This window comes from Flexibacter flexilis DSM 6793 (genome assembly GCF_900112255.1).
Lineage (GTDB): Bacteria > Bacteroidota > Bacteroidia > Cytophagales > Flexibacteraceae > Flexibacter > Flexibacter flexilis.
This window is the reverse complement of sequence record NZ_FOLE01000002.1, coordinates 580763-596714: the sequence shown is the minus strand read 5'-3', so window position 1 is coordinate 596714 and position 15952 is coordinate 580763. Positions and strand designations below refer to the sequence as shown.

Genomic DNA, 15952 nt, shown 5'->3' with positions numbered 1-15952 from the left:
ATTGAGGTGTTTTCGTCGTTTGATGATGCAAAGCTATATCAGCGAAAATTAATTTGCAAGCGAAATTTCGCTAAAGGTTATTTTTCGCAAAAATTTTTTATTCAAGAAAAAGCGTAAAATTGTAAAAAAATTGCACTATGACTCTCAAAGAAGAAAATATAAGACTTATTTTTGGTCTGAAAATCAAACAGTTACGAACAGACAAAAGTCTCTCACTTGTGGAATTAAGCGAGAAGACAGGCATTTCTGTTTCGTATCTGAATGAAATGGAAAAAGGAAAAAAATATCCGAAGGGCGATAAAATTGCGGTGTTGGCGGAGGCTTTGGACGTGAATTATGATTGGCTCGTGTCCCTTCAGCTCAACAAAAGACTCAAGCCTATCGGCGATTTGCTCAAATCAAATATCCTAAGTGAGCTACCTTTTGAGATTTTTGGCATCGAGCCAAGCGATATTTTGGATATACTTTCCGACACGCCCACCAAAGTTGGTGCGTTTGTCAGTACGCTATCAGAAATAAGTAGAGGCTATGACATGCAGGTCGAAGACTTTTATTTTTCGGCTTTGCGTTCGTATATCGAGCTACAAGAAAATTATTTTGAAGAAATAGAAACGTCTATCGACGAGTTGCGCGCGGAAAAAGGCCAAGATTTTGATTTTCATAACTTAGATTCGCTGATCGAAATTCTTCAATCCAAATATCATTACACGCTGTATTACGATGATTTTGCGGAAGAACCCGCCTTACAAAAAACACGTTCGGTGCTTGTTCCACACGACAAAGCCCCTAAACTCATCATTAACAGCCATTTAGAACCGTACCAACAGGCTTTTGTGTTGGCGCGTGAAATTGGTTTTAATCGCCTGCACCTGACCGACCGACCGCTTACGTTTTCGCTTACCAAAGTAAATTCTTTCGAGAAAGTGTTGAATAGTTATAAGGCTTCGTATTTTGCGGCGGGGCTGCTCATCAACCGCGTTACGCTGGAGCAAGACGTAAAAGAATTGTTTGCCAATCCGATTTGGGACGGGCAAGCGTGGGCAGATTTGGCGCAACGTTACGACGTGTCGCCAGAAGTGTTTATGGTTCGCCTGACCAGCATTTTGCCGCGTAGTTTTGGTATCAATCGCCTCTTTTTCTTGCGTTTTGATTATCACAAACAAAGCAAAGAGTTGAGTTTGATTAAAGAAATGCACTTTGCGGGCTTGCACAATCCGCACGCTACCGTACTGAAAGAACATTATTGCCGCCGTTGGGCTTCGTTGACGATTCTCTACGATTTGGCCGAAATGCAGGCCAAAGGCGAAAACCCCGAAACGATTTCCAAAGCACAGATTTCCAAATACATCGGTACGAAAAGCGAATATTTGATAGTGGCTTTGGCGCGTCCGTCGCACTTGCACCCAGAGCGGCTTAGTAGTGTGGCATTGGGTATCAAGATAGACAATGACCTACGCAAAACAATGCCATCGCTGACCGACGAAGAGCATTTGCACGCCTACCAAGTAAGCCAAACGTGCGAACGTTGCAAGGCCGAAAACTGCGCTGAACGCATGGTTCCGCCAACGGTGATGCTCAAACGTCAACGCGAAATAGACCGTCAAGAAGCATTGGCGCACCTGAACGAACGTTATAAGTAGTTGATTATCAAAGATAATTCCCTATAAGATTTTTCGTGGACTTATAGGGAATTTTATTATTTATTTAAAAAATCATTAATGTATTTAATGACCAGTTCTTCACTATGGCCTTCTTCTTGCGTACCGACCAGCGCATTATAATATTTTGCTTTTTGGTACACGTCTTCGGGGTGTTGGTTATGCTTTTGAATGAAGGTAATAATATTGTCGGCAGATTGCGCCACAGGAACGAGTTTGTTGGCAATGTAACCGTACAAATCTTCTATTTTGCAATCGGGGCGGCTAATATCCAGATAAAAACTTGGCATATTGAGCAGCAACGCTTCCAAATGAATAGAGGTATTATTGGCGATAATGGCATCATGTCTGCCCAAAAACTCGAAGGCACTTTCTTGCGCACCCGTAGATTTGCTGATGTAGGGATGTGTCGCAGACCAATCATGCTTTGTCGGGTCTTTGGGGTGAGGGCGCACACATAAGGCCAAATCAGGAAGTTTGGCATGCAAAACCTCACAAACTTTCAGGATTTTACCCAAATCATCAGTTAGGTTAAAAGCAATACCCAAAGAGTTTATTTCGGTTGGTTTCTTGCGCAATGGAGCAAATTTATCAAATTTGGGCATTCCGATAAGCTCGACACGCCCCGTGATTTCGCCAATTTTTTTATAGTTGTCCCATGCGGCTTGGCCTTCCAGCAAGCTCAGGTCAAAAGCTAATGGCGGAAAATGCGCTGTTACGCTGGCGTGTTGCACAAAAATAGTTGGGATGCCTAACTCCTTGCCAGCCAACAATAAAGCTCTCGGGATACAAGAATGGTCATTAGTAATAAGCAAGGCTTTGGGGCGATATTTTTTCAAAACTTCGAGTGTGATTTCGTACCAACCCGTTACCGTCCAGATAAAATCCCACAAATCAGCGGCGCGTTCGTTTTTTGCCTCTACCAAACCTTTGATTAATGATGGGAAATGGCGCAAATATGGTAGCCGCGACGGATACGGGAGTACATATAATTTATCGCAATTTTTGAGTTTGCGGGCACGTTCGGCCACAAAAATTGCTCCATCTATTTTTTTTGCAAAAGCTAAGGCATCAAAATCATTTTGGCTGTAAGCAAATACCCAAATTTTATCGTGCAACTCTGTTTCGGCCACCGACTTTGTTTTTAGGTTTCGCTTTAGTTCCAAAGCCGAATTAAGAGCGATATGTCTTAGCTTTGCTTTGCGGGTGAAACCAGCCATTTTCGCACGCTCGGCCTTGGGCAGCGCAAGTACATAATCGGAAAAATAATGGTGTAAGAGGTCGAGATAAATAGCTGTGCGATTGCGCATTTGAAAAATAATACCAGTTGATTTTTTGAAAAAATAAAAATAATTACGGCAAAAATAATAAAACAGTTTGAATGATTGAATATTAGGGCCAGTATCCCCCAAATTATTAGCCATTTAAACACAAATAAAGCCGTTTACCCTTTGATTTTAAACAAAAACAATGGTACCTTAGTAGATTGCAGTTTCAAAATCATTGATGAACAGAACCGTTTTTACCTTTCTTTTACCTGCTTATGAGAAAATTATTTACCTGTGGGCTTCTGCTTTGCGCAGCGCACACGCTATGGGCTCAAACCAACGGAGACAACTCCAAACTAAAGCAGTTAGGGACGGAGCTTCCAACTCCTAACACTTACCGCGCCGCTTCTGGTGCTCCTGGCCATGAGTATTGGCAACAAAAAGCCGACTACCAAATTGAGGCCACTTTGAACGACGAAAAACAAAGCCTCAAAGGTCGCGAAACCATCACTTATACCAACAACTCGCCCGACGTGTTGGAGTATTTGTGGTTGCAGCTCGACCAAAACATTAATGCCAAAGGCTCTGATGCACAGCTAACCGAAACCAATAAAATCGGTGACGGACAGCAAAGTTTTGGCGCGCTTCGCTTCTTGGAACAAGACAAATTTGAAGGTGGCTACAAGATTTTTTCGGTAAAAGACAATACAGGCAAGGCATTGCCGTACACCATCAACAAAACCATGATGCGTGTGGATTTACCACGCCCTTTGCGCCCGAAAAGTTCGGTTAGTTTTTCGGTGGAATGGTCTTACAACATCAACGACCAACCAAAATTGGGCGGACGTAGTGGTTATGAATTTTTCCCAGAAGACGGTAATTATGTCTATGAAATTGCCCAGTTTTTCCCGCGCATGGCCGTTTATGACGACGTGAACGGTTGGCAACACAAGCAGTTTTTGGGGCGTGGGGAATTTACGTTGCCATTCGGCGACTATAAAGTAAGTCTGACTGTTCCCGCAGACCACGTAGTCGGCGCGACTGGCGAGTTGCAAAACGCTTCGCAAGTGTTATCTGCCAAGCAATTACAACGTTTGGAGCAAGCCAAAAAAGCTACCAAACCCGTCCTAATCGTGTCGCAAGACGAGGCCGTACAAGCCGAAAAAGGCAAGCCAAAAGGTACAAAAACATGGTCGTTTTCGGCTAAAAACGTCCGCGATTTTGCTTTTTGTAGCTCACGCAAATTCATTTGGGATGCTATGCAAATTGATGTAGCAGGCCGCAAAGTAATGACCATGTCGTATTACCCGAAAGAAGGAAATCCGCTTTGGGGGCAATATTCGACGCAAGTGGTGGCGCATACGCTCAAATCTTATTCCAAATATTCTATCAATTACCCGTATCCTGTGGCCATCTCGGTACACGGCCCTGTGTATGGTATGGAATATCCGATGATTTGCTTTAACGGCGGTCGTCCAGAAAAAGACGGCACTTACTCGGAACGCCTCAAACACGCCATGATTTCGGTAATTATTCACGAAGTGGGGCATAATTTTTACCCCATGATTATCAACTCCGACGAACGCCAATGGTCTTGGCTCGACGAAGGTTTGAACTCGTTTGTGCAATACCTGACAGAGCAACTTTGGGAACGAAATTACAAATCTTCGCGCGGCGAACCTTCCAAAATTGCCGAGTACATGAAAAGCGATAAATCTTTGCAAGCTCCAATTATGGTCAATTCCGAATCGGCTTTGCAGTTCGGTAACAACGCTTACGCAAAACCAGCGATTGGGCTTAATATTTTGCGTGAAACCGTTATGGGGCGCGAACTTTTCGATTTTGCCTTCAAAACGTATGCAGAACGTTGGGCGTTCAAACACCCGCAACCTGCCGACTTTTTCCGCACGATGGAAGACGCTTCTGGCGTAGATTTGGATTGGTTCTGGCGCGGTTGGTTCTATACCACCGACCACGTGGACATTGCCCTGAAAAGTGTAAAATGGTCGCGCATCAACACCCAAAATCCTGAAACAGAAAACGACCTTACGCGCAAAGAGCAGGCAGCACAACCAAAGTCTTATGCTACGATGCAAAATGAAAAGCTGTTGAAATCTACGCTTACCGACGAGAAACCAGAGCTTAAAGATTTTTATACGACTTACGACCCGCTGAAAGTAACGCCGCAAGACAAACAAAAATACGAACGTTATGTGGCTTCGTTGTCGGAAGATGAAAAAGCAACCGTTAATTCAGGTTTGAATTTCTATACTGTCGAATTTGAAAACATTGGCGGAATGATTATGCCTTTGATTGTGCGCATGGAATTTGAAGACGGCACCGACTCGGTGGCACGTATTCCTGCCGAAGTATGGAAACTCAACGACAAAAACATTAGCAAAGTGTTTGTTACCAAAAAGCCTGTTGCGTCGTTCACGCTCGACCCGTATTTGGAAACAGCCGACGCGGATTTGAGCAACAACAGCTATCCAGCCAAACTTACACCTACTCGTTTTCAGTTGTTTAAGGAAAGCCGCCGCCCGCAGCCAAACCCAATGCAACAAGAAAAACAAGGTACAGAAACGAAGCCACAAGACGGCAAATAGTTTTTGTTAAAGGAATATTAAAATAGTCCCTCTCGCTCGCTGTGGCGGAAGGGACTATTTCTTTTTAGAGAAAAAGGAAAGTTCTTGACTAAAACACTGAGTTATTCAAAAACAAAATTTTGTAAAATGCTTTTATCTTTGCTCGCAAAGCCAAGATTTTGGAAAAATAACGCGGCCATATCGTTTTAGAATTATATTTGCGTATCATGAAAGAGACCATAGAACAGATACAGGCACAAATTGCCGACTTCCGCATAGAAAACAAAGAACAATTAGAGCAATTCCGTTTGCAGTTCATTAACCGCAAAAGCGTGATTGCAGAGCTTTTGGCAGGCCTCAAAGACATTGCGCCCGAAGACCGCAAAGCCGTTGGCGCACAACTCAACAACCTCAAAAACGCCGCACAAACTCGTTTTGATGAGGCCGCTGCCGCTCTGGAAAACAGTGCCAGCAGCTTTGTTGCGCCGCCCAAAGATTTGACTTTGCCAGCCATTCCGTTTGCGCAAGGCACACGCCACCCGCTTTCGTTGGTGCGTTCGGAAATCATTGGTATTTTTGAAAGAATCGGCTTTAACATCTCGGAAGGCCCTGAAATTGAGGACGATTGGCACAACTTTACGGCTTTGAACTTTCCGCCAAACCACCCCGCACGTGATATGCAAGACACGTTTTTCGTAGAGAAAAACCCAGATATTGCCTTGCGTACGCACACTTCGTCGGTGCAGGTGCGCGTGATGGAAAACAGCAAACCGCCTATTCGTACACTTTCGCCTGGTCGCGTGTATCGCAACGAAGCCATTTCGGCGCGTGCGCACTGTATGTTTCATCAGGTAGAAGGTTTGTACATCGACCGCAACGTGAGTTTTGCCGACCTGAAACAAACGCTTTATTATTTCGTAAAAGAACTGTTTGGTTCGGATGTAAAAATTCGTTTCCGCCCTTCGTTTTTCCCGTTCACGGAACCAAGTGCCGAGATAGATATTTCGTGCCGCATCTGTAACGGCGACGGCTGCCAAATGTGCAAACATAGCGGTTGGGTAGAAATCGGCGGCGCAGGCATGGTTGACCCTAACGTATTGAACAACTGCGGCATTAACCCAGAAGAATATACAGGATTTGCATTTGGAATGGGCATCGAACGTATCACGAACCTAAAATATCAAATTCGTGATTTGCGCCTTTTCACTGAAAATGATGTACGCTTTTTGCGTCAGTTTACGCATATCGGATAATATTATGTGGTGGCGCAAATACGGACAACAGTCCGTATTTGCGCCGCATTTTTATTTTTGAAAAGACAATTCCACCAGTATCGGGAAATGGTCTGACGGAAAATGTAAATTGTTAGAATCGGTCAAAGTGGCGTGTTTCTTTACACTGATTTTCTTTGAGTTATCTACAAAAATATAATCTATCAATTCTGTTGCGGGCTGACTGTAATTAAAACCATTGAAAGTCCCGTTTGGGCCAAAGGCTTTGGTCTGGGAAATGTCGCGCGTGTCGGTCATGGCCTTGCGCAGATTACTAATGACTTCCGAATTTGGCGTTGCATTAAAATCTCCCGTCAAAATCACAGGATAACCCGCTTTGTTCACTTCTTTTATTTTTGCCAAAATCAACTCAATTCCTTTTTGGCGTGCCACCACGCCGTTATTGTCTAAGTGCGTATTGAAAACCCAAAATGTTTCTTTGGTTTGTTTGTCGCGAAATAGCGCGTAAGTACAAACCCGAAGATAGGACGCGTCCCAACCTTTAGAAATCGTGTTGGGCGTTTCGGAAAGCCAAAAAGTTTGTTGGTTGCTAACCGTGTATTTCTCTTTTTTGAAAAAAATAGCCGATGCCTCGCCTTTTCCTTCGCCTTCGCGGCCAATGCCGATGTGTGCGTATTGGGTCAGGATTGCATCCAAATCTTGTACCTGATTGGGCGTAGCCTCTTGCACACCGAATAGGTCAGGTTCATAAAACTTAATTTGGGAAGTCAAAAAATCGCGGCGATGATTCCAATCATTTTCTCCGTCCGATGCCACGTCTAGTCGGATATTATAAGTCATTACTTTGGTTGTTTGGGCATTTACGCTAAAATGCAACACAAACAGAAGCCATACGGCCAGTATTATTTTTTTCATTGGGTGTATTTAATGTTTTTACAAATCAAACCCAAAATTTTGAGAATCCAGCAAGGATTTGCCCAAACTTAGCTGCAAGGTTGCGCCAACATAAGCCCCTGCATTGATTTTGTATTTGTGAATGGTGTTGCGGTCGGCATCGGCAAACGCAAGGCGGCGGCGCGTAGCCCAACCTCCTTCCAGTTGCAATTGTGCTTGCTTGGAAAAACGTATATTAATGCCCATTGAGCCGCGCAACTGGCTGTAATTAAATAAAATACGTTCTGATTTTCGACCAAAAAGCGAGTCGGGAGCCGTCGCAAAACCAGCTCTTAGGCCGCTTGGCGAAATTTGCCAACTTAGTCGTACACTTTTGCTCGGGGCATACGAATAACGGATTTGCGCGGGCAGAATCAGGGCGAAATTTGACTTTTTAGAAAAACGTTTCACCACCCCAAAAATCGGAGCAGGCACAAACGCGCCATTGCTATAAAATGCCCCAATCCCGTACACATAAGCCGTTTTGAGGTTATGAACGTGAATTTTGGCCAAAAATCCGCCAGCCGTTGGCTTCCATTTTTCCAATGTATTTTCGCTTTCGCTCAAGCCCACCGACACATTATAAAACCAAAAACTACTGCGCAGCCCGACTTTTACGCCCGTGATGCCCGTCGAAAATGAATACAAATGACGTTGGTCTTGTACCAAACTTCCCAACTGCGGTTGGCGATAGCCTGCATTAATGTTCCAAAAAATCTGTTTGGCTTTTACATCCAAATTCGGGAAACTGACTTGTACACGACTTTTAAGAGGTATCACCAATTGCACGTTGCCGCGAATCAGCCCAAATTTGAGTGAGTCGCCCGAATTTTGGATAGATTGTTCTGGTGTATATTCTGCGCCAATTTTGATATTTGGCCTAAAAACATAATTCAAATCAAGGCTTTGCGCTTGCGCCCCAGACCATATAGCAGCAGCCATCACCGCCACACCAAAGAGTTTGATTTTTTGTAACATATTTTTCCCGACGATTTAAGTGTGTAAGTAAAGATAAAAGTTTTGTGATGATTTCAAAAAAAAGAGGGTTCGGATAATGCACCCGAACCCTCTCAAATATTTGGCCAAACATTTATCTTTCCTGATAATAAATGATAATCACGGCTTTGCGGTCTTTGGCTTTGCCTTTTTTCTGGGCAATGGCACTTTGGTCGGCATAGGTTTCGCCGTAGCCTTTCGGTACTACTTTGTTCGCCGCAATGCCTTTTTTGCCCAAATACGTCAGTACGGCTTTAGCGCGATTGCGCGAATAATCCACGTTGGCATCGTCGCCGCCCACCGCGTCGGTGTGGCCTTCCACGATTGCGCCCACTACATTTTGCGGATTTTTACCTTGCAAAAGCCTGTCCAATGCCTTTTTGAATTTGGGGCTAAGTTCCGTGTCTGCATTGTCAAAATATACGGTGTCGGTCAGCAACGCAGGGGATTTTTTCTCCGAAAATACCGCCGAAATATTGACGCTTTCATTGGTAAGTAGCTTTTTACTTTTGTCGGTTTTACGCGCCATGCCATAATAAGTAGCGTATTTTACTTTTTGCAAAGGCGTGATTTCTCTCGGATTCCAGCGCATCAGTACCGCCGCGTCGGTGTAACCGCTGCCGCTTGGCGTGTAATCCCAAACGACGCGATGAAAATACGGCCAACGACCAATCGCCAACTCGTCGGGTTTGGTGGCTTCGGCTTGCTGCGTCAGGATTTCGGCGGTGTGGTCGCTTAAATCGCCTTCCGTGCGGTACAAAAACACTTGCTTGGGAATTTGCGCCCCTTCAAATTTGGTTTCGACGGTTACGCGTTTGCCGTCTGCGTCAAGTTTGGGCGCATCGTTGTCGGCTATCATGTTGTCTATCAGGAGCAAAAGTCCGACAGTGTTATTAACCAAAGTCTTGTTCGTAAATTCGTATTCGATGCGATAATAACGCGCCGCGCCTGTGCTATCCACTTCGGCCAAGTTGTTATCTACGGGAATGAGCCTTTGCAAAAGTTTTATTCCCTCAAATTCAAACTCCATTTCACTAAACTTCTTTTTGCCAACCACTTTCATTTTTTTTGTCGTACAAATATGCTGCACGTTGCCGCCCAAGCCGCCATAATTACTGGCGTATTTGTCGTTTACTTTTATCACAAAATGCGAAGTAGAAGCAGGAATCGGGAAGCCGTACATCAAGCGAATGCCATTTGCGCCAATGGTAAAACGCCCATCGTCGGGGCCGCCGCAATCGGCAGTAGAACTATAAGTGCGCTTTGGTTTGAGCAAATCGCAAGCCGCAAAGCTGGCCAATGCAACAGCCAACAAGCTGATTTTTAGAACGTTTGTATATTTCATGTTTGTAGGTTGAATTAAAACAAAGCCTTTTGTTCAAAGATAAAAAAAGGCTTTAGATTTTAAATACACGCGTCCATTTCCAACACAAAATCAGATAAATGTAGTAGCCACCAAAGAAAAAAGGCTTTAAGCAAACAATGTTTACCTAAAGCCTATTGCACAATAATATTAACCGATTACTATAAACTATCATTAAATATTCTGTAGTTCGGCAGCCTCCAGCACAGGAATTTGGCTAAGGGCTTGGCGCAAATCGTCTATCAAATCCTCAGGGCTTTCGATGCCCACCGACAGACGAATTAGCGAATCTTGTACGCCCGAAAGCAGGCGTTTTTCGCGCGGAATAGATGCGTGCGTCATCAGGGCAGGTTGGCACACAAGGCTTTTCACGCCGCCCAAACTTTCGGCTAATTTGAAATATTGCGTCGAAGAAACCACTTTTTTGGCCGCTTCAATCGTGTCGTTTTTGAGGCTGAACGAAATCACGCCACCAAATAAATTATTTTGTTGGGCTTTGGCAATCTCGTGGTTTTTGTGCTGTTCGAGGCCTGGGTAATAGAGTTTGTCCACTTGCGGACAGCTTTCCAGAAATCGCGCCACTTTCAGGGCGTTGGCCGACTGCTCGCGCACACGCAACTCGATGGTTTCGATGCCGCGAATCACCAAAAACGAGTCCCAAGGGCCAAGAATACCGCCCGTAGAATTTTGGGTAAATTTGACGCGTTCGCCCAAAGCAGCATCTTTTACTACCACCAAACCCGCCACCAAATCCGAGTGGCCGCCAATGTATTTGGTGGCACTGTGAATCACGATGTCCGCGCCCAACTCAAACGGCAATTGCGCCACTGGGCTGGCAAACGTGTTATCCACCACCACCAACGCACCAACACGTTTGGCGTAGCTGCAAATAGTGGCTATATCGCTGACTTTCAGCGTAGGATTAGTTGGCGATTCGAGCCAAATAAACTTGGTATTTTCGTTGAGATACGGCAAAATATTTTCTGCGTCGGTCGTGTCCACGTAGTGAACTTTGATGCCAAATTTTTGGTAAACGTGCGTAAACAAACGGTACGCGCCGCCATAAATATCATCTACGGCAATGATTTCGTCGCCTGCGCTGAGCAGTTTCACCACCGCATCAATGGCCGCCAAACCTGTGGCAAACGCATAGCCGCTGTGCCCTTTTTCGAGGTTGGCGATTACGTCTTCCAACACTTTGCGCGTGGGATTGTTGCTACGGGCATAATCGTAGCCTTTGTGTACACCAGGTTCGGACTGTACGAACGTAGAAGTCTGATACACAGGAACGGAGATAGAACCTGTTAGTTCATCTACTGGAATGGAATGGAGAATTTCAGTTTGTCTACTCATGATTGATTAACATTTTATTGATTGAACAATAAAACCTTAATCAAGAGCAGCTTCAGGAGGAGCTGAATGCTTTTTTGGGAGAAAAGTTGAGCCTTTTTTACGTTGGAATAAAAAAGAGTCATCTCTTATCTATCCCAGAATTTCTTCTGGGTTGGAGTTAGCACCTTCACTTTTTTGTTAAGTGGGTTGCTAAAGCTTCATCGGGCCAAATCCCTCTGCTTTTCTTGATAAGATTTCTTACTTAGAAAGAACGTTTGATGCTGCAAAGCTAAAAGACGTTTTTGGGATAAACAAATTACCTATATGCTTTTCATGTATATCACCGCCCCGAAATCGGCCATTAAAGCCATAAAAATGATACAAATTTTAATCAAATAAATTACTGTAAGTCAGTTGATTATAAATAAAATTTAGACTCAGTAAAAATTTTCCGAAAAAACTTAAAAAAATTGAGGCGGAAGGCATCAAGACACAATCTTCAATCTTTGGGCGGTGTTTTTTGGGGTGACAGCATTTGTTAAATGTACCTTCTATTAAAAAAAGCTAAATATTTGTTTTTAACTTTTGCTATTGTACATTTACAGGAGTCATTTATACCTATTTTCTACTTCTTTAAAAAAAAACGCCCGAAATATGCGCTATTTCCGAATGAGCCTCTATAGCTTATTGCTACTATTCGCTGTATTTTCTTGCAATAAATCCCAAAATCAAGATATTACCTTCGATGTAGGGTTTAATTCACAACCCAAGTTTACTGGTACTTTTCAGGATTCTAAAGGCACAGAATTTGTTTATTTTGCCGAGCCAGTTTCTCGAAAATGTATTAAAGTTTTTAGCACGACAGGCCAATATCTTTATACTATTCCGCTCAAAGAAGCCATTGGCTTTCTGCAACATATTGGCGGAATACAGATAGTTTCCAAAGATACTATCGTAATTAATTCCGAATACACCAATCAGTTATGTGCCATCAACAGCGAAGGAACAATACTAAAAAAAATATTTCTAAATGACATTGTACCTGACAAAATAAATCAATATGAGTTCGGTACATCGTATATGAATTACCCTGTTTCTATCCAAAAATCGTTGTTTTTTGCCGCTGATTGGAGTAGTAATCTAAATGATGAGAAAGCAGGTAAAGTACCTCAAGAATCAGATAAATACCATGAATATCGTGCTCAACAACAATTGTATAAACCGTATTTATTGAGGATAACCAATATTTTAGATAAACCTACGGCAGAATTTGGGGCTGATTCTTTTTATTATAAAATAAATAATACTGACAAATTTACTTATCCCGAACTACCATTTTTCACACATGCTAATGACAAGTTATTTTTAATTACGCCTTACGATAAAAATATATTTGTGGTCGATGAAAATACACTGAAAATAGAAAATAAAATCCCCATTCATTCTGCTCATACCAATATTGGTATCAAGCCAATTCCAATAGATAGCTTCGATATTTTAGGAAATGAGGCTACGTTAAATTACAAATTTCAGACTATTGGTTCTAATACCAGAGTATTTTTTAACGAAAAACAAAACCTATACTATGTAATCGTATTGCATAGCACTAATCATAAAATGACAACACGCGATAGAACTGAGGCCAGAGGCTTTTCTATTATTACTTTAGATAGCACTTTCAAACAAATAGCTGAGCGTAATTTTGCTAATACAGATTACTTCGGTGTATATATTTTCCCCATTAAAAATGGGTTATTGATAGACAAAAAAGCTAAACCAAATGAAAAACAAATCACTTTCACACTTTTTAAGTATTTATAGCCTTATGGCGTTTGTTTTTTTGTGCCAGTGTAGCCCAAAAGAAACCATTACCGATGAAAAATATAAAACACTGTCGGAATATTTTTCGCAAAAACATGATGTAAGAATTAGCCCAGCAATTAAGCGAATATTTGTACTGACCGAAAAAGAATGTGTGGGTTGTAATGCTCGTTTTTCGCGGCTTATTTCCAGCAACATCAACGACACGTCCAGTATTGTATTGGTTGCGGCATCGGGTACGGCAGTCGATATTTCGATTTTTACAGACCAGCCCACCCAAAATGTCTATTTTGATGAGGAGGCTCCCGAAACCAACCCGTTATTTGCTCACACGCAAGCGATTTTTCTTAAAAATCAGGCTGTTGATACGATTGTTGCCATCAAAGCAGCCGAGCTACAACAGCAATTCGATTTTATTAAAAACCGAAAATAAGTATCAGCAAATAATTGATTATCAAACACCAACAAAAAACGCAACTCTTACGGGCTGCGTTTTTTTGTATTTATACCTTAAATCCGATACCGCAAACCCGCGTACAACATTCGGCCCAACACATTGCCCCACACCATCGAAGCATCAAAATACGGCGTGTAAGGGTCTTCGGCGGACAAAATCAGGCGTTTTTGGCGGTAGCTGGTTAGGTTTTCGCCACCCACGTACACATCTAATTTCTTAGAAAAACTTTTCGTAATCTGGGCATTTAGCTGCACATAATCAGGCGAATACGTTCCCATTTGATAGGCTTCAGGGTTGCTGGCTGTGCTTGGCAAACGCTTTTTGCCCCACCATTGCGCCGTTACGTCAAATTTCCATTGGCTGCGCGTGGCATAACCCACATTCACGAAGGCGCGGTGCTGCGCTACCAACGGTTTTTGCAACCAATCCGTTTGGCGGTATCGGGTACGCACATCGAGCCAACGATACACCGCTTTTACGTCCAAACGTTTCACGGGCGAATAATTCAACTCGGCCTGCACGCTATTGGAAAAAGATTTGCCTTTCAGGTTATAAAACAGCACTTTTTGCGGCGAAGCGTCCAAATCCACGACCACCTGATTTTGAAAATCGGTACGGAAATAATCCACCGTAACACTGCCATTTCTGTACCAAAGTCTAAACTCGCGCGTCAGGCTCAGGCCGCCATTCCAAGCGATTTCGGGTGTAAGGCCGTAGGCTTTTCGTTGTAAATCAGTGGTTTGTACTTCCAATGCCCTCGAGCTGGCCAGCAGCGGCATATTTTCGGCGATAATGTTGGCCGTGCGTTGGCCGCGTCCGTACGAAAGGCGCAGGGTTGTGTTTTCGTCCCAGTCGTATTTGGCATGCAAACGCGGCGTAACAAATGCCCCGTACAAGTTATTGTAGTCGGCACGCAGCCCCGCCACCAACACCAAATTTTTTACCCCCGAAAACGTATATTCCCCAAAAGCTCCTGTGCTTTGCTCGCGGCGACTAAAAGCCAAATCGTTGAGCGTTTCGCGGTAGTCGTCGGCTTGCAGCGACGCCCCAGCGCGCCATTTGTGAAACGTCGTGCCGATAATGGACTGATATATCAGGTTGGCATACAGTGACTTTTGGCGTGCATCGTATTGTTTTAGCCCAAAAATATTGTCTTGTTCGTGATTGGTCAGCGAGGCCATCAAGCCAATACTTTTGTATTTTTTTTGTGGAAAAACATAACCCAATTTGCCCCAAACTTCTTGGCGTTGGGTCTGGATACGGATTTTGTAGGCGGCTGTATGGTGTCCGTCTTCGAGTTGGCCGCCCTCGCGCAAATCCCAAACGGCACGCACGCCCATTTGCGCCATGAGGCCTTTGCCGTTGTCGTATTTCCAGCGATTCAGGGCATTAAATTGTTTGCCTGCGGGAATGTCGCGGAAACTGTCGTGGTTCATGTCCAATGTACGTTTGATGCTGTTGTCCAGATAGTTGCCGTGCAAAAGCAAAGCCGTAGCCCAACGGTTATTTACTTTTTTGGATAAATTAAGATTGGCTTCCGTGCGCCCCATTTCGTTGGCGTAGGCATTGAACAAAAGTTTGTCGATTTTTTCGGGTTTGCGCAACTCCACATTGATTTGACCCGCCACCGACTCAAAACCATTGGCTACCGAGCCGATGCCTTTGGTAACCTGTATGCTTTCAATCCAAGTGCCTGCCGTGTAATTGAGGCCTTGCGCGGCGGCCAAACCACGCGTTGCGGGCATGTTTTCGTTGGTGAGTTGCGTGTAAATGCCCGCCAAACCAAGCATCTGAATTTGTTTTGCGCCCGAAACGGCATCTGAAAAAGCCACATCAACGGACGGATTGGTCTCGAAACTTTCGGACAAATTGCAGCAAGCAGCCTTAAACAATTCCTTTTCGGTCATGATTTGCGTGCGCACGGGTTCGAGGGCAGAAATATACGAACTGGCACGTTCGTGCTCAATATTCACTTCGGCCAACACGCCGTTTTCCTGCAACACTACGCGGAGTTGTTGCGGATTTTTAATGTTTAAAGTATCGGATTTATAACCTAAGTAGCTAATTATCAAATTATTAGTTTCTGGCACAATTCGCACCGAAAAAATACCGTTTGAGTCCGTAACCGCCCCGACCGTAGTACCTTGCCAATGCACCGTAGCATCCACCAACGGTTCAAAAGTTCCATTACTCGAAGCCGAAAGTACTACACCTTTGGCCGTTTGGGTTTGTTGGGCATACGCGCCAACGCTTGCCCATGCGCACAGCACAAGCAACCAATATTTTAAAGTTTTCATTTTTTACTAA

Annotated in this window: 11 protein-coding genes and 1 riboswitch; of the genes, 5 read left to right on the top strand and 6 right to left on the bottom strand. The window is 43.7% G+C overall.

Annotation, left to right across the window (positions count from 1 at the left end; all coding sequences use genetic code 11):
* The first annotated feature begins 137 nt into the window (after positions 1–137).
* A complete protein-coding gene (locus BM090_RS06325; protein WP_091509371.1) occupies positions 138–1640 on the top strand; it encodes an XRE family transcriptional regulator in 1503 nt (500 codons plus the stop codon).
* Between the two features lie 56 nt (positions 1641–1696).
* Here BM090_RS06325 and BM090_RS06320 read toward each other — a convergent pair whose 3' ends face one another.
* Positions 1697–2968 carry a hypothetical protein gene (locus BM090_RS06320; RefSeq protein ID WP_143083891.1) on the bottom strand — a complete coding sequence of 424 codons (1272 nt, stop codon included), beginning with the start codon at positions 2966–2968 and terminating at the stop codon, positions 1697–1699.
* A 233-nt stretch (positions 2969–3201) separates the two neighbouring features.
* Between BM090_RS06320 and BM090_RS06315 the strand changes: the two genes are divergently transcribed.
* Both BM090_RS06315 and pheS read left to right on the top strand, forming a co-directional pair.
* Positions 3202–5532, top strand: a complete 2331-nt coding sequence (locus BM090_RS06315) for a M1 family metallopeptidase (RefSeq protein ID WP_091509362.1) — start codon at positions 3202–3204, stop codon at positions 5530–5532.
* 206 nt (positions 5533–5738) lie between these two features.
* A complete protein-coding gene (pheS, locus tag BM090_RS06310) occupies positions 5739–6764 on the top strand; it encodes a phenylalanine--tRNA ligase subunit alpha (protein WP_091509359.1) in 1026 nt (341 codons plus the stop codon).
* Between the two features lie 51 nt (positions 6765–6815).
* Here the strand turns inward: pheS and BM090_RS06305 are convergent, their stop codons facing one another.
* From BM090_RS06305 to BM090_RS06290, 4 genes are all read right to left on the bottom strand, one after another.
* Positions 6816–7658 carry an endonuclease/exonuclease/phosphatase family protein gene (locus BM090_RS06305; RefSeq protein WP_091509356.1) on the bottom strand — a complete coding sequence of 281 codons (843 nt, stop codon included), beginning with the start codon at positions 7656–7658 and terminating at the stop codon, positions 6816–6818.
* Between the two features lie 18 nt (positions 7659–7676).
* On the bottom strand, positions 7677–8654 hold the full coding sequence (locus BM090_RS06300) for a DUF6268 family outer membrane beta-barrel protein (protein WP_091509352.1): 978 nt from the start codon (positions 8652–8654) through the stop codon (positions 7677–7679).
* A gap of 112 nt (positions 8655–8766) precedes the next feature.
* A complete protein-coding gene (locus BM090_RS06295) occupies positions 8767–10017 on the bottom strand; it encodes an OmpA family protein (RefSeq protein WP_091509350.1) in 1251 nt (416 codons plus the stop codon).
* A 192-nt stretch (positions 10018–10209) separates the two neighbouring features.
* Positions 10210–11388, bottom strand: coding sequence for a trans-sulfuration enzyme family protein (locus BM090_RS06290; RefSeq protein WP_091509348.1), 1179 nt, complete (start codon positions 11386–11388; stop codon positions 10210–10212).
* A gap of 122 nt (positions 11389–11510) precedes the next feature.
* Positions 11511–11622: riboswitch (SAM riboswitch) on the bottom strand.
* Positions 11623–12036: 414 nt separating this feature from the next.
* Between BM090_RS06290 and BM090_RS06285 the strand changes: the two genes are divergently transcribed.
* Together BM090_RS06285 and BM090_RS06280 are read left to right on the top strand one after the other, a co-directional pair.
* Positions 12037–13188, top strand: a complete 1152-nt coding sequence (locus tag BM090_RS06285; protein ID WP_143083890.1) for a DUF4221 family protein — start codon at positions 12037–12039, stop codon at positions 13186–13188.
* On the top strand, positions 13148–13621 hold the full coding sequence (locus BM090_RS06280; protein WP_143083889.1) for a hypothetical protein: 474 nt from the start codon (positions 13148–13150) through the stop codon (positions 13619–13621). The genes BM090_RS06285 and BM090_RS06280 overlap by 41 nt, the downstream gene beginning before the upstream one ends.
* Positions 13622–13698: 77 nt before the next feature.
* On the opposite strand, the gene BM090_RS06275 is transcribed toward BM090_RS06280, so the two are convergent.
* On the bottom strand, positions 13699–15942 hold the full coding sequence (locus BM090_RS06275) for a TonB-dependent receptor (protein WP_091509337.1): 2244 nt from the start codon (positions 15940–15942) through the stop codon (positions 13699–13701).
* Between the last annotated feature and the right edge of the window lie 10 nt (positions 15943–15952).